The following is a 20,444-nucleotide window of genomic DNA, read 5'->3' on the forward strand; positions in this document are numbered from 1 at the left end:
GGCAGGGACGGTAGGGATGAATCGGGCTCAGGGCGGCTGGCAGGACGAGGTGCTGCGGGAACTGCGGGGTGGGGGCGGCGCGTCGGCGTCGTCCGCTGCGGAGCACGCGGATGCGGGTGACGTCGCGGAGCGCGCCGCTTCGGCGGAGCAGGAGGAGACGGCGCGTGCCAAGGCCCCGCTCCCGGTCCGGCACCCCGACGAACAGCGGCGCAACCCCGGGCAGCCGCAGCTCCCGGGCACGGCGACAGCAGCACCCCTCGGTGACGTACCGCTGCAGCAGCCCCGGCATCCGGCGCCGTTGCCGGAGAACGTGCCGCAGCCCCGGCTCCCCGATCCGGCCCCCACCGCTCCGGGAACACACGCGCCCGTTCCCGACCAGCGCATGAACGCCCAAGAGCAGGACGTCCCGCCCGACCGCCCCGCCGCGCCCTCCGCTGCCCGGCCGCCCAAGGGGAGTGGCACACCAGCGGTCCGCCCCCGCCCCGGCACCCCCGCCCTCCCCTTCCCCACCCCCGAGTCCGTCCCCACCGTCGACCCGAGGCTCGCCCTCGCGATGGGCAAGCCCGTGCACGGGGACTCCATGGCGCGGCGCACCGGAAAATCGATCCGGCGGCTCGCCTCCTCGGCGTCGCAGGAGGTCGCCGAGGAGACACGGATCGGGCGGGACCTGCAGCAGCCGGTCACCACCGGACGGGTCATCGCCGTCACATCCATCCGGGGCGGCGTCGGCAAGACGACGGTCGCCGCGCTGCTCGCCCGTACGTTCAACCACTACCGGCACGATCCGGTGCTCGCGCTGGAGGCGGACGCCGCGCTCGGCACGCTGCCGGTGCGGATGGGCGCGGAGTCGGTGCGGTGGTCGTGCGCCGAGCTGGCTCAGATCCTCACTCCGACGATGCAACTCACGGACATCACCGGGTACTTGGTGCCGGTGGCGGACGGTGGCTGGCTGCTGCCCGCCAGCCAGGGGCGTGTCGGTGCCCCGCTGGACATCCGCACCTACCGCAGGGTGACGCTCGCGCTGCGCCGCTATTTCGCCGTGACGGTCGTGGACTGCGAGACGCTGCCCGGGGAGGTGGCCCGTACCGCGATGGACACCGCGCACGCCCGCGTGGTGGTCGCTCCGCTCACCGCCGAGGGCGTCGGCGGTACGCGTGTCGTCCTCGACTGGCTCGGCCAGTTGCCGCACGAGGCCCTCGCGTCCACCGTCGTCGCCCTCACCTCGGGCACGCCCGATCCGAACCTCGACCTGAAGACGGCCACAGCGCATCTGCGCGAGACAGGGGTCACGATCGTGCACCTGCCCTACGACCGGCATCTCGCGGCCGGCGGGCCCATCCGTACGGAGCTGCTCGGCTCGGCCACGCGCCGCGGGGCCACACAGCTCGCGGCGGAGGCGCTGCGGCGGGCGGTGCGGGTCCGATGACGCAGCTTCTGGTCCACCGCCCGGCCCGGGCCACCCGCCCGCTGCCGCCGGCCGAGGCGCGCACCATCGAGCCGCCGCCGAACCTGCCCGAGGGCAAGACGGGCACGGCCGCCACGGCGCTGTTGCCGATGGCCGGTGTCATGTCGTCCGTGGTGATGATGACGGTCATCCGGTCCAGTCAGTTCGCGGGCCTGGGCGCCGTCGTGCTCGTCGTCGCGCTGCTCGGCGCCGTGGCGCTGTTCCTGTCGCAGCGCGGCAAGGCGCAGCGGCAGCGGCGTGTGCAACGGGAACGGTATCTGGAGTATCTGGAGGAACTGCGCGAGGAGCTGGGCGCGGACGAGCGTGAACGGCGGCGCGCAGCACGCGAGCTGAATCCTCCGCCGTCGGCTTTGTACGACCTGGTGCGCGATCCGGCGCGGCTGTGGGAACGGCGGCGTACGGACGCCGACTTCCTGCGGGTACGGGTCGGCGTCGGTGACGTGCCGGTGCAGGACATGGTGGTCGGGCAGAGCCCGGCGGGCGGGGTGCTCACGCCCCCGGACCCGTTCATGCTGAACGAGGCCCGGGCGCTGCAGGCCCGGTTCGTGACCGTCGCCGGCCATCCGCTGACGGTGCCGCTGGACCGTGCGGGCAACGTGAGCGTGGTCGGGGAGCGCGAGGGCGTGCTGCGGGTCGCGCGGGCGCTGCTGGTGCAGGCCGCCGTCACGCACGCGCCCGACGACCTGGCGCTCGCGCTCGGCGTGCCCGGGGAGCGTATGGGGGAGTGGGAGTGGGCGAAGTGGCTGCCGCACGTCCTCGATCCGGACGAGCAGGACGGGCCGGTGGCCGCCCGCCGTATCGCGCCCGGTCTCGCGCAGCTGGCGCGCGTCATCGGCGCGGACCTGAAGAAGCGTTCCTCGTACGCCGCCGAGGTGCGGCGCGGCCTCTCCGACCGTTCGGCACTGAGCCTCGGCAGCCGACTGCTCGTGGTCAGTGACGAGTACGGCGACAACGCCGCCGAGCTGCCTCGTCCGGACACGGCCGTGGACCTCGGTGACATGGGGGTGACCGTGCTGCATCTGCTCGCCGAGCAGGTGCACGAGCCCGACCAGGTGTCGGTGCGGATCACCGTCGACGGCGAGCGGGTCGTGGTCGAGGATCTGCGGGGCGAGCGTGTCGTGCAGGTCGCGGGTGTCCCTGATCCGGTGGGCGCCGGGGCGGCCGAGGGGCTCGCACGGATGCTCGCGCCGCTGCGTCTGTCTCCCGAGTCGGCCGCCGAGGGCACGCCGGTGTCCGGCCCCGTGGACTTCCCGGAACTGCTCGGCATCGATGATCCGGCCGCCCTGGACCTGGGGCGGCAGTGGGCGCGGCGCGGCGAACGTGACTTCCTGCGGGTGCCGATCGGGCTGGACGACCGGCACGAACCGGTCCTGCTCGACCTGAAGGAGTCGTCCGAACTCGGCATGGGGCCGCACGGGCTGTGCGTCGGCGCGACCGGTTCCGGCAAGAGCGAGCTGCTGCGCACCCTGGTGCTCGCGCTGGTGACGACGCATCCGCCCGAGGACCTCGCGATGGTGCTCGTCGACTACAAGGGCGGCGCCACCTTCGCCCCGTTCACGGCTCTGCCGCATGTGGCGGGTGTCATCACGAACCTGGAGAACCAGGCCGGCCTCGTCGAGCGCGTGCACACCTCGCTGGCCGGTGAGATCAAGCGCCGCCAGCAGGTCCTGAAGGACGCGGGCAACATCGCCGACATCGGGCACTACCGGGCGCTGCGCGACACCGGGCGACCGGACCTCGAACCGCTCCCGCATCTGTTCGTCGTCATCGACGAGTTCGGTGAACTCCTCACCGCCAAACCGGACTTCATCGACCTCTTCCTCTCCATCGGCCGGATCGGCCGCTCCATCGGCGTGCATCTGCTGCTGTCCAGCCAGCGCATCGAGGGCGGCAAGCTGAAGGGCCTGGAGACGTATCTGTCGTACCGGCTCGGTCTGCGCACGTTCTCGGCCGACGAGTCGCGGACGGTTCTGGAGACCGCGGACGCCTTCAACCTGCCCCCGCTCCCCGGCTTCGGCTATCTGAAAGTCGACACGTCGACGTATACGCGGTTCAAGGCGGGCTTCGTCTCCGGCGCCTGGCGGGGACCCGTGGTGCGTGATGCGGCCGCTGCCGACGAGCCGCTGGCCTGGGCGTATCAGCCGTACAACACTCTGGCGGCGCCCGATCGGGTGGCCGGGGAGGACGCCGCCGTCACACCGCGCGAGCGGGACAGCGGACCCACTGTCCTGTCCGCCGTGGTGGAGCAGCTCGTGGGCGCGGCGGAGCCGGTGCGCAGGATCTGGCTGCCGCCGCTGCCCGACGCGGTGACGCTGACCGGGGCGGCCGGGCCGGTGCAGGCATCGGCGGACGGGATACGACTCGCCGACCGGGACGGGCCGTTGCGGGTTCCGCTCGGCGTGCTCGACGAGCCCGCGCGGCAGTGGCAGGGCCGGTGGGTGCACGATCTGGACACGGCCGGCGGGCACACGGCCGTCATCGGCGGTCCCCAGTCCGGCAAGACCACGCTGCTGCGCACTCTGGCCCTGTCCCTGGCCCTCACGCACACACCGCGCGAGGTCGCGATCTACGGACTCGACCTGGTCGGTGGCGGACTGGGAGCCCTGTCCGGTCTGCCGCACGTCGGCGGGATCGCCGGGCGCGCCGATCACGAGCGTGCCGCCCGCACGGTCGCCGAGGTGCGCGGCATGCTCGCCGAGCGCGAGGCCGTCTTCCGCGAGCACGGCATCGACTCCGTCGACCAGCTGCGCCGCCTGCGCGCCGAGGGCCGCCTGCCGGGGCTCGGCTCCACGGACGTGGTGCTGCTCATCGACGGGTTCGGCGCGCTGCGCGAGGAGTTCGCCGAGCTGGACGACGCGGTGGCCGAACTCCTCAAACGCGGCAGTGGCTACGGCATCCACGTCGTTGCGGGCATGCTCCGCTGGAACGACGTGCGCATCGCCGCCCAGTCGATGTTCGGCACTCGGATCGAACTGCGGCTCAACGACCCCGCCGACTCCTCCGTCGACCGCAAGCTGTCCGAGACCCTGTCGGCCGACACCCCCGGCCGGGCCCTCACCGACGGCAGGCTGTTCGCGCACGTCGCCCTGCCGCGCCTGGACGCGCTCGCCTCGACGGCGGACCTGGGACCGGCCCTCGAAGACGCCGCGCACTCCCTGCGGGCCGCCTGGCACGGTGAACCGGCCGCTCCCGTACGCGTCCTGCCCACGCGGCTGCCCGCGGGGCGCCTGCCCTCCACCGCCGCCGTCCCGCACGCCGTGCCGGTCGGAGTCGACCAGGACTCCCTGTCCCCGGCCGTCCTCGACCTGTTCGGCGCCGACCAGCACCTCCTGGTCCTGGGCGACAACGAGTGCGGCAAGACGAACCTCCTCAAGCTGATCTCCCGCGCGCTCGTCGACCGTTACGGCGAGGACGAACTGGTCTTCGGCGTCTTCGACCCACGGCGCGGCCTTCGCGGTGCGATCCCGGAGCCGTACCGCGGCGGTTACGCGCACAACGCGAAGCTGTCCGGCGCGCTCGCCACCGGCATCGCGACCGAACTGGAGAAAAGGCTCCCGGAAACCGCCGATCCTGACGCCATGAACGACGAACCGGCCTTCACCGGGCCGCGGATCGTGATCCTCGTCGACGACTACGACATCCTCACCACGGCGGGCGGGCAGCCCCTCGCCCCGTTCCTGCCGTACATCTCCTCGGCCCAGGACATCGGACTGCACTTCGTCGTCGCGCGCCGCGTGGCGGGCGCCTCGCGCGCCCTGTACGAGCCGTTCCTGACGACCTTGCGCGAGACCGGCGCGACAGCGCTCGTGATGACGGGGGACCGCACGGAGGGTCAGCTCTTCCCGGGGCTGTACGCCAGTGCACAGCCGCCGGGCCGGGGCACTCTCGTGCGTCGCGGCCGCCGCCACCAGTTGATCCAGACGGCCCTCGCGGCTGAGACCGACCCCATGGAGACCCCGGCGTGACCAAGGACGTCATCGCGCTCACCCCGAAGATGCCCGACACCAGGTCGCTCCTGACAGGTCTGTACGCCGGCGGCCCCGAGCTGAACCTGACCGCCACCGACGACGGCGCGGTCATCCAGCTGACCACGGCGGCCGGTCTCCCGCTGGTCTCGGTCGAGGCCCCGGTGCTCGTCCACGTACCCGGCGAGGCCGAACGCCTCCTCGGCCCGCAACCGGCCGTGCCCGAGCCCCCGTTCTGGTGGACCGAGGCCCGGGCCTCCACGGCCGTCCCTGAGGCGGAATCCCTCGCCGGCTCCGTCTGCGGACGCCTGACGATGCTGCTCGGCGGAACCACCTGGCCACCCGAGGCGGCCCACACCGCACACGTCACCGTCCCCGACGACTCGGCCGAGGCGAACGTCTCGGCTCCCTCCTCGATTCTCCCCGCCGTCGACGTGCTGACCGACTCGACCGCCGTCGTCCTGGCCGACCGCCCCGTCGTCCCGCTCACCGCCTGGCTCTCGGACATCCTGCGCATCACCGCACAGGCGAACCGCGCACTCCACCTCGTCACCCCACCCCATGTGCGGCTCACCCTGCCCTTGCGCACCGCGCTCGGCGGCGCCCCCAACCGCTGGGTGATCCAGGACCCCGCGGGCGGCTACTACGACGGACTGTCGGGTGTCCGGCTCGCCTGGCGAGAGGGCACGTTCACGCCCGCTGCCGCCACCGCCTTCACCGCGACGGCCACACCCGCCGGACAGCGTCAGCTGACCGTCTCCTTCCGCACGGTGCACGAGGCCGCCGCCGACCTCGTCATCGGCCGGGGTCTGGAAGCCGCCTGGCGTCATCTCACCGGCGCACCGCCGGCCGGTTGGAGCACCGCGGAACCCGTCAATCTACCCTGGTCGACGCGCCGGTTGACCGATCTCGCCCGCGACCGGGCACCCGCTCCCACGCACCTCGTCGTCATCGGCGCGCCCCATCACCCCGCCATCGCCACGCACCGCATCACGCGCACCACCGCCGGTGTCGCCGAGGACACCGTCCTCACCCTCGGCCACGCCGACCCCGCCGACGTCCCTCTGGGCACCCTGGACTCCCTCGCCGCGCTGCTGGTCGAGGAACACGGCCTGACGACGATGCTCACCACCCTGCGCCACGCGCGCGCCGACCTCACCCTGCCCGCACACCTGGAAGCCCCGCCCCTCCCGGTCTCCTTCACCCTCGGCCCACGCGACGTACGCACGATCGGCCTCGCCCACGCCCGCCGCCCACCCCTGGCCGCAAACCCGCGCCAACTCGGCTCCCCGGCGAATCCGGCGCTCCACTACCCCCTGGGCGACGGAACCGACGCCGAAGCCTGGACAGCGCTGCGGATTCTCTCCGACCACCTCAGGAACGGCTCCGAGGCGTGATCAGCGCTCCGTCCAAGCGGGCCAGTTCCTCCCCGCTCAGCACCAGATCCGCCCCCGACGCCGAATCCCGGACGGTCTCCGGACGGCTCGCCCCCGGGATCGGGATCACCGTCGGGGACTTCGCCGACAGCCAGGCGAGGCACACCTGTTGGGGACTGACCCGGCGCTCCCTCGCCACCTCGTGGAACGCGGCGAACCGTGCCGTGCCGTCCGCCGGCCCCGACGGGCCGTCCAGCGAGCTGCGGGAGATCCCGCCCAGCGGGCTCCAGGGCAGGAACGCCAGACCCAGTTCCGCGCACAGCCGCAGCTCCGGCTCGCTGCCCCGGGCCTCGGGGGAGTAGCGGTTCTGGACCGACACCAGGCGGTCGCCGAGGATCGCGCGGGCGCGGTGGATCTGGTCCGTGGTCACGTTGGAGAGGCCCGCCAGGCGGATCGTGCCCGCGTCCAGCAGCTCGCGCAGCGCGCCGACGGAGTCCTCGAAGGGCACGTCCGGGTCGGGCTTGTGCAACTGGTACAGGCCGATCGCCTCGACGCCGAGCCGCCTGCGGGAGGCCTCGGCGGCCGCCTTGAGGTGCCGGGGCGAGCCGGTCACCGTCCAGCTGCCGTCGGCCGGGCGGCCCCGGCCGCCCTTGGTGGCCACGAGCACGTCGTCCGTGGCACCGCCGTAGGCTGCGAGGGCGCGGGCCAGCAGGAGTTCGTTGTGGCCGGGGTCCTGGCCGGGCAGATGGTAGGAGTCGGCCGTGTCCAGCAGGGTCACGCCCGCGTCCAGCGCCGCGTGCACCGTGGCCAGGGCACGCGCCTCGTCCGGGCGGCCCTCGATGGACAGCGGCATGGCACCGAGCCCGACCGCGCTCATCCGGACCCCGCCCAGCAACCGGTAGCGCATGTCAGTCGTCCTTTCCGAGGGTCTCGACGACGGCCGAAGGCAGCCACTGCCGTACGTCCCCGAAGGGGAAACCGAGCCGTGCGGCCCGGGAGTTGTCCAGGCCGTAGCGGCGGCGGAAGGCGAAGGGGGAGACCTCGGCGGACTCGGTCGTCTCGAACACCGTCCTGCCCCCGGGAAGCCGCGCCGCCACCGCCCCGCACAGCTCGTCCAGGGGCAGCAGGCCGTCGGAGGCGGCGTTCACCGGGCCCGTGAAGTCCTCGCCCGCCGCCCAGAACAGGAAGTCGGCGATCTCCTCGACGTGGATGTACGTCGCCGGGTGCGAGACAGCGGGGACAGCTATGGGGGAGCCGGTGCGGATGCGGTCGGCGTAGTGCTGGAGGCGTCCGGTGAAGTCGTCGTCGCCGCCCAGGACATGGGCCACCCGGACGGACGCGCAGGGGAACGCGGGGTCCGCCGCGAACACCGCCTCCGCCTGCCGCTTGCCCTCGCCGTAGTGGGAGTCGAGGAACTCCTGGTCGTCCCAGGGGAGTTCGAGGTCCACGGCGACCTTGACCGGGTCCACCGTGCTCTCCGGTACGAGCGCCTCGGAGTCCTCGTGCTCGTACACCTCCACCGTCGAGGTCATCACATAGCGGCCGGTGCGTCCCGCGAAGACCCGACGGGCGATCGCCGCCTGACGCGGGGTGTAGCAGACCTGGTCGAGGACGACGTCGAACGCACGGGTGCCTACGGCCTCGCGCAGGGCCTTTTCGTCGTCGCGGTCGGCCACCAGATGCGTCACACCCGGCGGCGCGGGGGAAGAGCCCCGATTCAGGACCGTGACGCGATCGCCGGCCGCCACCAGCCGGGCGATCAGCCGCTTGCCGAAATAGCGGTTGCCGCCGATGACCAGTATCTCTCGTGCCTTTCGCATGACCATAATTCTCCGGGCGTCACATCCGTTCCTGAAGGGGGAGACATGGGAGATACGGTCAGCGCACCGAAAGAACAACGGCATCTGCGCGCCGTCGCCGACGAAACACCAGTGGCCTTCGACGCGGTGGACCGGCAGCTGCTGCACCTGCTGCAGACCGACGGGCGGATCAAGCTCAGCGAGCTGGGCCGGCGGGTCAGCCTGAGCCCGGCGGCCGTCTCGGAGCGGGTGCGCCGGCTGGAGGCGGCGGGAGTGGTCGAGGGGTACGGCGCCCAGGTCGTGCCCGCCCGCCTCGGCTACGGCATCCAGGCCTTCGTCCGGGTGAACCCGCACGGCGGCTACACCCTCAAGCACCCGAGGACCCTGGAGCTGATCGAGCGCCCGGAGATCACCGAGGTGCACCACGTGGTCGGCGAGGACTGCTGGATCCTCAAGGTCGCCGTCACCGACACCGTGCACCTGGAGGAGGTTCTCGAACAGATCTCGGCCCTCGGCCGTACCACGACCTCGATCGTGCTGACCTCGCCGGTGCGCAGGAAGCCTCTTCTGCCGCCCGCCTTGCCTTGACGCCGACGTCAACACCTACGGTCGTGGACATGCGAATCGGCGAGCTGGCCGCACGGGCCGGGACCACCACCCGCGCCCTGCGCTACTACGAGGCACGGGGGCTGCTGCCCGCACGGCGCGACGGCAACGGGCACCGGGCGTACGACGAGGGCGACCTCAGGCTGCTCCAGCAGATCCGGACGCTGCAGGACTTCGGGTTCGACCTGGAGGAGACGCGGCCGTTCGTGGAGTGTCTGCGGGCCGGGCACCCGGACGGGGACTCCTGTCCGGCCTCGCTCGCGGTCTACCGGCGCAAGCTGGACGAGCTGGACGCGCTCATCGGGCAGCTCCAGGCGGTGCGGGAGACGGTCGCGGGGCAGCTGGAGCGGGCCGAGCGGGCCCGGGACGAGCTGGCCGCCGAGGCGCTGGTTCCGGGGGGTCCGGAACCCGTGTGCGAGCTGGGAGTGACGCGGTGAGTTTGGTGAGCGGGCCGGCCGAGGTGACGGACGCGGATTTCGAGGCGGAGGTGATCGGCGCGGATCTTCCGGTGCTGGTGCAGTTCACGGCCGACTGGTGCGGGCCGTGCCGGCAGCTGGCGCCGGTGCTGAAGGACATCGCCTTCGAGGAGGGCGACCGGCTGAAGATCGTCCAGATCGACGTGGACCGCAATCCGGGGACGACGGTCGCCTACGGGGTGCTGTCGACGCCGACCCTCATGGTCTTCCGGGACGGTGAGCCGGTGCGGTCGATGGTGGGGGCGAGGCCCAAGCGGCGGCTGATGGAGGAGCTGGCCGACGTGCTGTAAAGCGGAGCCGCCCACGAAAAATCCCCTGAGCAATTGCGCTCGGGGGATTTCTGTGCGTATATTCGGTGGTTCGCGACTTCATTTGAATGAAGGCGTGGAGAAGTTCACTGGGCACAGTATATCCGGGCGGGAGCGGAATTGTCAAACACCGAATTTCCAGACGATGAATTGCGCCACGAGCAGGAATTCATCGACGGACTGTACGCGCGCGTGGACGTGTTGCGCGGAGAAGCCGAAGGCTCGGTCGCGGACGCGCTCGCCCAGGGTGACAAGCCCATGCAGGCCCGGCTGGAGCGGGACATCCTGGTCGCCGAGCGCTCGGGGCTGCTCGCCGCGCTGAACGCCGTCGATGGCTCGCTCTGCTTCGGGCGGATCGACCTCGCGGACGGGGCGGTGCATCACATCGGCCGGATCGGGCTGCGTGAGGACGACGCCGAACGCACCCCGGTGCTGATCGACTGGCGCGCCGACGTCGCCCGCCCCTTCTATCTGGCCACCGGCCACACCCCGATGGGCCTGCGCCGCCGCCGGCACATCGCCGCACAGGGCCGCACGGTCACCTCCCTGCACGACGAGATCCTCGACCTCGGCGACGCCACCCGCACCGGCCACGAGGACCCCACCGGCGACGCCGTCCTGCTCGCCGCGCTCGATTCGGCGCGCACCGGCCGCATGGCCGACATCGTGCAGACGATCCAGGCCGACCAGGACCGCATCATCCGGGCGCCGCACCGAGGGGTGCTGGTCGTCGAGGGCGGCCCCGGCACCGGCAAGACCGCGGTCGCGCTGCACCGGGCCGCCTACCTCCTGTACGAACACCGGGAGCTGCTGGCCCGCCGTGCCGTGCTCATCGTCGGACCCAACCCGGCCTTCCTCGGCTACATCGGCGAGGTGCTGCCCTCGCTCGGCGAGACCGGCGTGCTGCTGGCGACGGTCGGGGAGCTGTTCCCCGGCGTGAAGGCGACGGCGTCCGACAACCGGGAGGCCGCCGCCGTCAAGGGCCGCGCCGACATGGCGGACGTCCTCGCCGACGTCGTGCGCGACTGGCAGTCGCTGCCCGATCCGGTGATCACCATCGAGCACGACCGCGAGGTCCTGATGCTCGACGACGGTCTGGTGAAGGTCGCCCGCGAGCGCACCCGCGCCGCCCGGCTGCCGCACAACGTGGCCCGGGAGTACTTCGAGGGCCACATCCTCAACACGCTCACCGAGCTGTACGCCGAGCGCGTGGGCACCGACCCGTACGACGGCAGCAGCCTGCTGGACGCCTCCGACATCACCCAGATCCGCGACGAGCTCGCCGAGAACCCCGAAGTCTGGGCCGCCGTCGACCAGTTGTGGCCGATCCTGACGCCGCAGCGCCTGGTCGCGGACTTCCTCGCCGATCCCGTCGGCTACGTGTCCGACGACGACGCGGCCGCCATCCGCCGCCCGGTGACGCGGGCCTGGACCGTGGCGGACGTGCCGCTGCTGGACGAGGCGGCCGAGCTGCTCGGCGTGGACGAGCGGGTGGCGCGGGCGCGCGCGGAGCAGGAGCGGGAGACGCAGGTGGCCTACGCCCAGGGCGTGCTCGACGTCTCCTACGCCTCCCGCACCTACGAGTTCGAGGACAAGGAGGAGGGCGACCCCGAGAGCTCCGAGGTCCTGTCCGCGCACGACATCATCGACGCCGAGCGGTTCGCCGAGCGGCACGAGGAGGCGGACCACCGCAGCGCCGCCGAGCGCGCGGCGGCCGACCGGACCTGGGCGTTCGGGCACATCATCGTCGACGAGGCGCAGGAGCTGTCGCCGATGGCGTGGCGGCTGCTCATGCGGCGCAGCCCGACCCGCTCGATGACCCTGGTCGGCGACCCGGCACAGACGGCGGAGGCGGCGGGCGTCGGCTCGTGGTCGAAGATCCTGCGGCCGTACGTCGAGGACCGCTTCGAGCACACGCGCCTCGGCGTCAACTACCGCACGCCGGCGGAGATCATGGACCTCGCGGCGGCCGTCGTCCGGGCCGAGAACCCGGACTTCGAACCGCCCAGCTCGGTCCGGTCGACAGGGGTACGGCCCTGGGCGCGCGCCACCGACGACCTGCCCGGCGCCGTCGCCGAGGCGGTGAAGGAGCTGACGCCCGACGAGGGCCGGCTCGCGGTCATCGCCCCGCGCCATCTGCACCGCAAGCTGGCCGCCCGGCTGGAGGGGGTGACGGCGGGCGCGGAGCCGGACCTGACGCGGACCGTCGTCCTCCTCGATCCCCGTCAGTCCAAGGGCCTGGAGTTCGACTCCGTCCTGGTCGTGGAACCGGCCCGCTACGGCACCAGCGACCTGTACGTGGCCCTGACCCGGGCCACCCAGCGGCTCGGGGTGCTGTACACCAAGGAGCTGCCGAAGGCGCTCGTCGGCAGGTTCGGCAGCTCCGGCGGCTGAGCCTTGCGGAGGGTCAGGCCGGCCGCAGCCACACCGTGGCCAGCGGCGGCAGTGTCAGCCGGATGCTCGCGGGGCGGCCGTGGGCGCCTCGCGGCTCCGGCTTGACCGGGTCGGGGTGGACCACGTCGCCGCCGCCGTAGCGGGCCGCGTCGGTGTTCAGCACCTCCAGCCAGGCCGGGACGTCGTCGGGCACGCCGATGCGGTAGTCGTGGCGGACCACGGGGGACAGGTGGGTGACGGCGAGCAGCGGGTTGCCGTCGGCGTCCAGGCGCAGGAACGCGAGGACGTTGTCGTCCGCCGCGTCGCCCGTGATCCACTGGAAGCCCGCCGGTTCGGTGTCCCGCTGCCACAGGGCCGGGGTCGCCCGGTACAGCCTGTTCAGGTCCCGGACCAGGTCCCTGACGCCTCGGTGGTCGGCCTCGGCGCCGTAGGACGGGTCGAGCAGCCACCAGTCGGGGCCGTGCGCCTCGGACCACTCGGCGCCCTGGGCGAACTCCTGGCCCATGAACAGCAGTTGCTTGCCCGGGTGGGCCCACATGAAGCCCAGGTAGGCGCGGTGGTCGGCCCGCCGCTGCCACCAGTCGCCCGGCATCTTCGAGACGAGGGAGCGCTTGCCGTGCACCACCTCGTCGTGGGAGATGGGCAGCACGTAGTTCTCGCTGTACGCGTACACCATCGAGAAGGTCATCTCGTGATGGTGGTATTTGCGGTGGACCGGCTCGTGGGCCATGTACTGGAGCGAGTCGTGCATCCAGCCCATGTTCCACTTCAGGCCGAAACCGAGACCGCCGAAGCCGCTCGGTCCCTTGTGGTGGGTCGGGCGCGTGACGCCGTCCCAGGCGGTGGACTCCTCGGCGATGGTCACCGCACCCGGGCAGCGCCGGTAGACGGTGGCGTTCATCTCCTGAAGGAAGGCGACCGCGTCCAGGTTCTCCCGGCCGCCGTGCTCGTTCGGCGTCCACTGGCCCGGCTCGCGCGAGTAGTCGAGGTAGAGCATGGAGGCGACGGCGTCCACGCGCAGACCGTCGATGTGGAACTCCTCGCACCAGTACACGGCGTTCGCCACCAGGAAGTTGCGCACCTCGCGACGGCCGAAGTCGAACTCCAGCGTCCCCCAGTCCGGATGGGCGGCCCGCAGCGGGTCGTGGTGCTCGTACAGCGGGCGCCCGTCGAACTCGGCCAGCGCCCAGTCGTCACGCGGGAAGTGCGCGGGGACCCAGTCCATCAGGACGCCGATGCCGGCCTGGTGCAGCCGGTCCACCAGATACTTGAAGTCGTCCGGGGTGCCGAGGCGGGCCGTCGGGGCGTAGAAGCCGGTGACCTGGTAGCCCCAGGAGCCGCCGAAGGGGTGCTCGGCGACCGGCATCAGCTCCACGTGCGTGAAGCCCAGCTCCGAGACGTATGCGGGCAGTTGGTCGGCCAGCTGCCGGTACGTCAGCCCGGGGCGCCAGGACGGCAGGTGGACCTCGTACACGGAGAACGGCGCCTCGTGCACCGGCCTGTCGCCGCGGTGGGCCAGCCACTCGGCGTCGCCCCACTCGTGGTGCGAGGCGTGCACGATCGAGGACGTGGCGGGCGGCACCTCCGTGCGGCGGGCCAGCGGGTCGGCGCGCAGGGTGCGCGAGCCGTCCGGGCGGGTGATCTCGAACTTGTACAGCTCGCCCGCGCCGATGCCCGGCACGAACAGCTCCCACACCCCCGAGGAGCCGAGCGAGCGCATGGGAGTCGCGGTCGCGTCCCAGAAGTTGAAGTTCCCCGCGATCCGCACGCCCCGCGCGTTCGGCGCCCACACCGCGAAGCGGGTGCCTCGTACGCCCTGGTGGGTCATGACGTGCGAGCCGAGCACCCGCCACAGCCGCTCGTGCCGGCCCTCGCCGATCAGGTGCAGGTCCAGCTCGCCGAGGGTGGGCAGGAAGCGGTAGGCGTCCTCGGCCTCGTGGACGGTGCCGTCGTAGGTCACGAGCAGCCGGTGGGCGGGGACGTCGGTGAGCGGGAGCAGTGCGGAGAAGAAGCCGTCGCCGTCGTCGCGCAGCTCCGCCCGCACATCGCCCAGCACCACGGTGACGGCCTGTGCGTAGGGGCGGAAGACCCGGAGGGCGACCCCGCCGGGGGCCGGGTGGGCGCCGAGGACGGAGTGCGGATCGTGGTGGGTGCCCTCGCGCAGCCGCTCACGGTCCCCGGCGGGCACGGCGGGGGAGACGGCGGCCTGCTGCCGTGGCACCTTCTTGGGCGGCGTCGCCTTCGCCCGCGTCTTTCCGGGGATCTCCTGGGCCGGCACCTTCTTGGCGGCGGCCCTCTTGCCGGTGGTCTTCTTGGCGGTGGTCTTCTTGACCGGGGCGTCCTTCTCGGCCGCTGATTCCTTCTTGGCCTTGGGGGTCACGAACGAGCCTCCTGGTCGGGCAGGGAGAGACGGCGCACCGCGCTCAGCGGCACCGGCAGCCAGTCGGGGCGGTGGCGGGCCTCGTAGACCACCTCGTAGATCGCCTTGTCGGTCTCGAAGGCGCGCAGCAGCACGGGGTCGGTACGCGGGTCGTGGCCGGTGACCTCCGCGTACCCGGAGCAGTAGGCGGCCCGGCAGGCGTGCGCCCACCGGGGCGCGGGCGGACTCGCCGTGAGGGCGGCGTAGTCGAAGGAACGCAGCATCCCCGCGATGTCCCGCAGCGCGGGCTGCGGCATGCGCCGCTCGGCCAGCGGCCGGGCCGGCTCGCCCTCGAAGTCGATCAGCGACCACTGGCCGAACGGCGAGCGCAGGCACTGGCCGAGGTGCAGATCGCCGTGGATGCGCTGGGCGGTCCAGGTGCGGCCCGCTTCCGCCAGGCGGGCCAGCGCGGTGAAGGCGGAGCGCAGCCCGCTCTCGTACGGCCGCAGCGCGGGCACCGCCCGGACGGCGGCCGCCAGCCGCTCGGTCATGCCGTCCACCAGCAGCCGCAGCTGGGCCTGGCCCAGCGTCACCGTGGGCAGGGCGCGGGCGAGGGCGGTGTGCACCTCGGCGGTGGCCCGGCCCAGCGCCCGGGCCTCGGCGACGAAGTCCTCTCCCTTGGCCAGCTCGCGCAGCGCCAGCTCCCAGCCGTCGCTCGCGCCGCTGACGAACGGCTGGAGCACGGCCAGGGTGTACGACCGGGCGTCCAGATCGGCCTGGAGCCAGGCCGTCGGCGCGGGCACCCGGGCGCAGCCCGCGCGCGCCAGGACGAGCGGTATCTCCAGGTCGGGGTTGACGCCGGGCACCACCCGGCGGAACAGCTTGAGGATGAACGTATCGCCGTAGACGACCGAGGAGTTGGACTGCTCGGCCGTCATCAGCCGGGCCATGAGTCCGTCCCGGATCTCCTGGCGCGCATCCCGCTCGAAACGGAGTCCGCCGACGCGTGCCCGGGTGCGCAGGGCTTCCAGGAGCACTTCGGCGGGCCGGGGGTCGTAGAGGGCCTCGTACACCGTGCGTCCGGCGAGCGGTCCCTCGTTCACGTGTCCGATCAGCGCGGGTGCCAGCCGGGGCGGCAGCACCTCGCGCGCTCCTATCAGCAGCTGGTAGCAGTCACCGGGGTGCGGTGGGGCGCCCGGCACGGATGGCTGGTGGACGCGCAGGAGCAGGTGGTACAGGCCCAGCCGGCCTTTGCCGGGCAGCAGTTCGGTGGTGGCCAGCGGGGTGAACCCGGTGACCGGACGTCCCTTGCCGGCGAACCAGCGCTGCCTGGGCAGCCACTCGCGCAGCAGGGGTTCGAGAGAAGCGAGAAGGTGACCTGTCGTACCGGTGGTGCCGAAGGGGGTGACCGCTTCCGCCATGAGCGTCACGTCCTTTCCCCGGGTCGTCGGGGTGTTACTGATGCGTGCCCCGGGCGGGACGGCGGAAACCGCCCACCGCCCCACCCGGCCGGAGGACTACACCGCGTCCCGGCGCAGCCGGAACCAGTAGAAGCCGTGCCCCGCCAGGGTCAGCAGGTACGGCAGTTCGCCGATCGCGGGGAACCGCACCCCGCCGAACAGCTCGATGGGATGCCGTCCGGTGAACCTTCTCAGGTCCAGCTCCGTGGGCTGAGCGAACCGTGAGAAGTTGTGCACGCACAGCACGATGTCGTCCCTTCCCTCCTCTGACAGGGGGGCCTCCCGCAGGAACGCGATCACGGCCGGGTTCGAGGACTGCAGCTCGGTGTAGGACCCCAGTCCGAAGGCAGGATTCTGCTTGCGGATCTCGATCATGCGGCGGGTCCAGTGCAGCAGGCTGGACGGCGAGGACATGGAGGCCTCGACGTTGGTGACCTGGTAGCCGTAGACCGGGTCCATGATGGTGGGCAGGAACAGCCGACCGGGGTCGGAGGAGGAGAAGCCCGCGTTGCGGTCCGGCGTCCATTGCATGGGGGTGCGGACGGCGTCGCGGTCGCCGAGCCAGATGTTGTCGCCCATGCCGATCTCGTCGCCGTAGTAGAGGATCGGCGAGCCGGGCAGGGACAGCAGCAGGGCGGTGAACAGCTCGATCTGGTTGCGGTCGTTGTCGAGCAGGGGTGCCAGGCGGCGGCGGATGCCGATGTTGGCGCGCATCCGCGGGTCCTTGGCGTATTCGGCCCACATGTAGTCGCGTTCCTCGTCGGTGACCATTTCGAGGGTCAGCTCGTCGTGGTTGCGCAGGAAGATGCCCCACTGGCAGCCCGAGGGGATGGCCGGGGTCTTGGCCAGGATCTCGGAGACGGGGTAGCGGGACTCGCGGCGTACGGCCATGAAGATGCGCGGCATGACGGGGAAGTGGAACGCCATGTGGCACTCGTCGCCGCCGGAGGCGTAGTCGCCGAAGTAGTCGACCACGTCCTCCGGCCACTGGTTCGCCTCCGCCAGCAGCACGGTGTCCGGGTACTGGGTGTCGATCTCCTTGCGCACCCGCTTCAGGAACTGGTGGGTCGCCGGCAGGTTCTCGCAGTTCGTGCCCTCCTGCTGGTACAGGTACGGCACGGCGTCCAGGCGGAACCCGTCGATGCCCAGGTCGAGCCAGAACTTCAGCGCGGAGATCATCTCCTCCTGCACCGCCGGGTTCTCGTAGTTGAGGTCCGGCTGGTGCGAGAAGAAGCGGTGCCAGTAGTACTGCTTGCGTACGGGGTCGTACGTCCAGTTGGAGGCCTCGGTGTCGACGAAGATGATCCGGGCGTCCTGGAACTGCTTGTCGTCCTCGGCCCAGACGTAGTAGTCCCCGTACGGTCCGTCCGGATCCCGCCTGGACTCCTGGAACCACGGGTGCTGGTCGCTGGTGTGGTTCATGACGAAGTCGATGATGACGCGCATGCCGCGCTGGTGGGCGGCGTCGACGAACTCCACGAAGTCGGCCAGGTCACCGAATTCGGGGAGCACGGCGGTGTAGTCGGAGACGTCGTAACCGCCGTCACGCAAGGGGGACTTGAAGAAGGGCGGCAGCCAGAGGCAGTCGACGCCGAGCCATTGCAGGTAGTCGAGCTTGGCGGTCAGACCCTTCAGGTCGCCGATGCCGTCGCCGTCGCTGTCCTGGAAGGAGCGGACGAGTACCTCGTAGAAGACGGCGCGTTTGAACCACTCCGGGTCCCGGTCCCCCGCGGGAGTGTCCTCGAAGGTGTCCGGGACGGGCTCGTTGACGATCATATTGTGGGTGACCCTCCGATCTGCGGGGTGGACGGTCGCAGAACCGAGAAGACATGCGCGGGCCTATGGCCCGGTTCGAGGCGCACATAGTTGGCCCTGCCCCAGTGATAGGTCTCGCCGGTGAGCAGATCGCGCACCGGCACCGACTCGTGCCAGTTCAGGCCGAGTTGCGGCATGTCCAACGAGACCGTGGCCTCCTGGGTGTGGTGGGGGTCGAGGTTGGCGACCACCAGAACCGTGTTCGATCCGCTCCGCTTCGAGTAGGCGATCACCGCGTCCTGGTCGGCGTGGTGGAAGTGGAGATCGCGCAGTTGGCGCAGTGCGGGGTGTTCCCGGCGGATGGTGTTGAGGGTGGTGATGAGGGGGGCGATGGTGCGGCCCTCGCGGGCCGCGGCCTGCCAGTCGCGGGATGTGAGCTGGTACTTCTCGGAGTCGAGGTATTCCTCGCCGCCCTCGCGCAGGGGGGTGTTCTCGCACAGTTCGTAGCCGCTGTAGATGCCCCAGGTGGGGGAGAGGGTGGCGGCGAGGACGGCGCGGACCTCGAAGGCGGGCCGGTGGCCGTGCTGGAGGTAGGCGTGCAGGATGTCGGGGGTGTTGGCGAAGAAGTTCGGCCGCATGTAGGAGGACGTCTCGCCCGACAGCTCGGTCAGGTACTCGGTCAGTTCCTGCTTGCCGTTGCGCCAGGTGAAGTAGGTGTAGGACTGCTGGAAGCCGATCTGGGCCAGGGTGCGCATCATGGCGGGGCGGGTGAAGGCCTCGGCCAGGAAGATCACGTCCGGGTCCTGGTGGTTGATCTCGGCGATGACCCGTTCCCAGAACATGACCGGTTTGGTGTGCGGGTTGTCGACGCGGAAGATCCGTACCCCGTGGTCCATCCAGTGCCGCAGGATCCTGACGGTCTCCGCGGTCAGGCCGTCGAGGTCGGCGTCGAAGGCGATGGGGTAGATGTCCTGGTACTTCTTCGGGGGGTTCTCGGCGTGGGCGATGGTGCCGTCGGGGCGGTGGTGGAACCACTCCGGGTGTTTGTGGACCCAGGGGTGGTCCGGTGAGCACTGCAGCGCGAAGTCCAGTGCGACCTCCAGGCCCAGTTCCCGGGCGTGGGTCACGAAGTGGTCGAAGTCCTCGAGGGTGCCGAGGCCGGGGTGGACGGCGTCGTGGCCGCCTTCGGGGGAGCCGATCGCCCAGGGCACGCCGACGTCCTCGGCGGTGGCGGTGAGGGTGTTGTTGCGGCCTTTGCGGTGGGTGGTGCCGATGGGGTGGACGGGTGGGAGGTAGACGACGTCGAAGCCCATGTCGGCGATGGCCGGCAGCCGGCGGGCGGCGGTGCGGAAGGTGCCGTGGGGTTGTTCGGGTGTGCCTTCGGAGCGGGGGAAGAACTCGTACCAGGAGCCGTACAGGGCTCGTTCGCGCTCGACGAGCAGGGGCAGCGGGTCGGAGGCGGTGACCAGCTCCCGCAGCGGGTGGCGCGAGAGCACCGCGTCCACCTCCGGGGACAACGCGGCCGCGAGCCGCCACGGGGCCGGGCGGTCCTCGTCCCGCAGCACGGCGGCGGTCTCCAGCACGATGGGCCGCTGCTCCTCGGGGACCCCGGCGGCCGCCCGCTCGTACAGCAGTGCGCCCTCCGCCAGGACCAGACCGGTGTCGATGCCCGCCGGGATCTTGATCTGCGCAAGGTGCCGCCAGGTGGCGACCGGATCCGACCAGGCCTCCACCGTGTAGGTCCACCGGCCCGTCTCGCCGGCCGTGACGGTGGCGCCCCAGCGGTCGGTGCCCGGGGCGAGTTCGCGCATCGGCGTCCAGGGGCCCGGCCGGCCCCGCGGATCCCGCAGCACGACGTTCGCGGCGACCGCGTCGTGGCCCTCCCGGAAGACGGTGGCCGACACCTCGAACGACTCGCCCGGCACGGCCTTGGCGGGCCTGCGCCCGTGCTGGACCACGGGGCGCACGTCGAGGACGGGGATACGGCCGACGCTCGTGGCTTCGGCCGGGGCGGGGCGCGGGCCGGGCGGCGCCGGATCGCGGAGGTTCTCCGCCGGCGTTCCCGTTTTCTTACCCGAACTTTTCTTTCCGGCGCTCCTGCTGGCCGCCGGTGGAGCTGACGAGTGGTGGTGCGTGGCGGGCATGACCGCTCCTGTCCGCTTCAACGTGGGTGTGGGCGGAGGGATATGGGGAGGTGGGTCCTGCGGTTGAGCTGTGGTGCTGCTGTGCGTACCGGAGGAGCCTTCCCACCCTATTCGGGTGGGCAATCCGGCACTTTGTTAACTACTCACGCGTATGTCTACGCACAAGACCGGCCCACTTTTCCAGGTGCCCGCAGACCGCGTCCGCACGCCCCGGTGCCGCCTGCGGCGTGCTCCCGCCGCGCCCCGACACCCGCCCCGGTACGTCCCCACCGACGCTCCGGTAACCACTACCGTCGACACTGACGACGAGACGTACAGCGCCGTGCGTCTCCCCCCG

The 20,444-nt window shown here is 71.7% G+C and carries 13 protein-coding genes; 7 read left to right on the top strand and 6 right to left on the bottom strand.

Annotation, left to right across the window (positions count from 1 at the left end):
- Positions 1-16: 16 nt before the first annotated feature.
- From AVL59_RS53965 to AVL59_RS08065, 3 genes are read left to right on the top strand one after another with little or no spacing between them, the layout of a single operon-like run.
- Entirely contained in the window at positions 17-1,426 is a 1,410-nt protein-coding gene (locus AVL59_RS53965) for a MinD/ParA family ATP-binding protein (RefSeq protein ID WP_237281458.1), read from the top strand.
- Complete coding sequence (gene eccCa, locus AVL59_RS08060) at positions 1,423-5,430, top strand: type VII secretion protein EccCa (protein ID WP_067300897.1); 4,008 nt, start codon at positions 1,423-1,425, stop codon at positions 5,428-5,430. Before AVL59_RS53965 ends, eccCa begins: the two co-directional genes overlap by 4 nt.
- The gene (locus AVL59_RS08065; protein WP_067300900.1) at positions 5,427-6,827 is read left to right on the top strand and encodes a DUF6177 family protein; all 1,401 of its coding nucleotides are present in this window, start codon (positions 5,427-5,429) and stop codon (positions 6,825-6,827) included. The genes eccCa and AVL59_RS08065 overlap by 4 nt, the downstream gene beginning before the upstream one ends.
- Here the strand turns inward: AVL59_RS08065 and AVL59_RS08070 are convergent.
- Positions 6,805-7,713, bottom strand: coding sequence for an aldo/keto reductase (locus AVL59_RS08070; RefSeq protein ID WP_067300903.1), 909 nt, complete (start codon positions 7,711-7,713; stop codon positions 6,805-6,807). The genes AVL59_RS08065 and AVL59_RS08070 overlap by 23 nt on opposite strands.
- 1 nt (position 7,714) lies before the next feature.
- Positions 7,715-8,626: an NAD-dependent epimerase/dehydratase family protein gene (locus tag AVL59_RS08075; protein ID WP_067317018.1), complete on the bottom strand. Its 912-nt coding sequence runs from the start codon at positions 8,624-8,626 to the stop codon at positions 7,715-7,717.
- A 45-nt stretch (positions 8,627-8,671) separates the two neighbouring features.
- Here AVL59_RS08075 and AVL59_RS08080 point away from each other — a divergent pair, with 45 nt between their 5' ends.
- From AVL59_RS08080 to AVL59_RS08095, 4 genes are all read left to right on the top strand, one after another.
- Complete coding sequence (locus AVL59_RS08080) at positions 8,672-9,193, top strand: Lrp/AsnC family transcriptional regulator (protein WP_208870330.1); 522 nt, start codon at positions 8,672-8,674, stop codon at positions 9,191-9,193.
- Positions 9,194-9,222: 29 nt separating this feature from the next.
- Positions 9,223-9,648 carry a MerR family transcriptional regulator gene (locus AVL59_RS08085; RefSeq protein ID WP_067317020.1) on the top strand — a complete coding sequence of 142 codons (426 nt, stop codon included), beginning with the start codon at positions 9,223-9,225 and terminating at the stop codon, positions 9,646-9,648.
- Positions 9,645-9,977, top strand: coding sequence for a thioredoxin (trxA, locus tag AVL59_RS08090; protein ID WP_067300909.1), 333 nt, complete (start codon positions 9,645-9,647; stop codon positions 9,975-9,977). Before AVL59_RS08085 ends, trxA begins: the two co-directional genes overlap by 4 nt.
- Before the next feature lie 168 nt (positions 9,978-10,145).
- Complete coding sequence (locus tag AVL59_RS08095; RefSeq protein ID WP_208870331.1) at positions 10,146-12,389, top strand: HelD family protein; 2,244 nt, start codon at positions 10,146-10,148, stop codon at positions 12,387-12,389.
- 13 nt (positions 12,390-12,402) lie between these two features.
- On the opposite strand, the gene glgB is transcribed toward AVL59_RS08095, so the two are convergent.
- The 4 genes from glgB to AVL59_RS08115 form a co-directional block, all read right to left on the bottom strand.
- Entirely contained in the window at positions 12,403-14,769 is a 2,367-nt protein-coding gene (gene glgB / locus AVL59_RS08100) for a 1,4-alpha-glucan branching enzyme (RefSeq protein WP_079146574.1), read from the bottom strand.
- Entirely contained in the window at positions 14,766-16,169 is a 1,404-nt protein-coding gene (locus AVL59_RS08105) for a maltokinase N-terminal cap-like domain-containing protein (RefSeq protein WP_208870332.1), read from the bottom strand. The genes glgB and AVL59_RS08105 overlap by 4 nt, the downstream gene beginning before the upstream one ends.
- Before the next feature lie 96 nt (positions 16,170-16,265).
- Positions 16,266-17,984, bottom strand: a complete 1,719-nt coding sequence (gene treS / locus AVL59_RS08110) for a maltose alpha-D-glucosyltransferase (protein WP_067300915.1) — start codon at positions 17,982-17,984, stop codon at positions 16,266-16,268.
- Positions 17,981-20,107, bottom strand: a complete 2,127-nt coding sequence (locus tag AVL59_RS08115; RefSeq protein WP_067300917.1) for an alpha-1,4-glucan--maltose-1-phosphate maltosyltransferase — start codon at positions 20,105-20,107, stop codon at positions 17,981-17,983. The genes treS and AVL59_RS08115 overlap by 4 nt, the downstream gene beginning before the upstream one ends.
- Between the last annotated feature and the right edge of the window lie 337 nt (positions 20,108-20,444).

Origin of the sequence: Streptomyces griseochromogenes (genome assembly GCF_001542625.1) — a bacterium.
Lineage (GTDB): Bacteria > Actinomycetota > Actinomycetes > Streptomycetales > Streptomycetaceae > Streptomyces > Streptomyces griseochromogenes.

Coding starts and splice junctions, on each gene's coding strand:
- eccCa (WP_067300897.1), top strand. CDS start 1,423: ATGACGCAGCTTCTGGTCCACCGCCCGGCCCGGGCCACCCGCCCGCTG.
- AVL59_RS08070 (WP_067300903.1), bottom strand. CDS start 7,713: ATGCGCTACCGGTTGCTGGGCGGGGTCCGGATGAGCGCGGTCGGGCTC.
- treS (WP_067300915.1), bottom strand. CDS start 17,984: ATGATCGTCAACGAGCCCGTCCCGGACACCTTCGAGGACACTCCCGCG.
- AVL59_RS53965 (WP_237281458.1), top strand. CDS start 17: ATGAATCGGGCTCAGGGCGGCTGGCAGGACGAGGTGCTGCGGGAACTG.
- AVL59_RS08105 (WP_208870332.1), bottom strand. CDS start 16,169: ATGGCGGAAGCGGTCACCCCCTTCGGCACCACCGGTACGACAGGTCAC.
- AVL59_RS08085 (WP_067317020.1), top strand. CDS start 9,223: ATGCGAATCGGCGAGCTGGCCGCACGGGCCGGGACCACCACCCGCGCC.
- AVL59_RS08080 (WP_208870330.1), top strand. CDS start 8,672: ATGGGAGATACGGTCAGCGCACCGAAAGAACAACGGCATCTGCGCGCC.
- AVL59_RS08075 (WP_067317018.1), bottom strand. CDS start 8,626: ATGCGAAAGGCACGAGAGATACTGGTCATCGGCGGCAACCGCTATTTC.
- AVL59_RS08115 (WP_067300917.1), bottom strand. CDS start 20,107: ATGCCCGCCACGCACCACCACTCGTCAGCTCCACCGGCGGCCAGCAGG.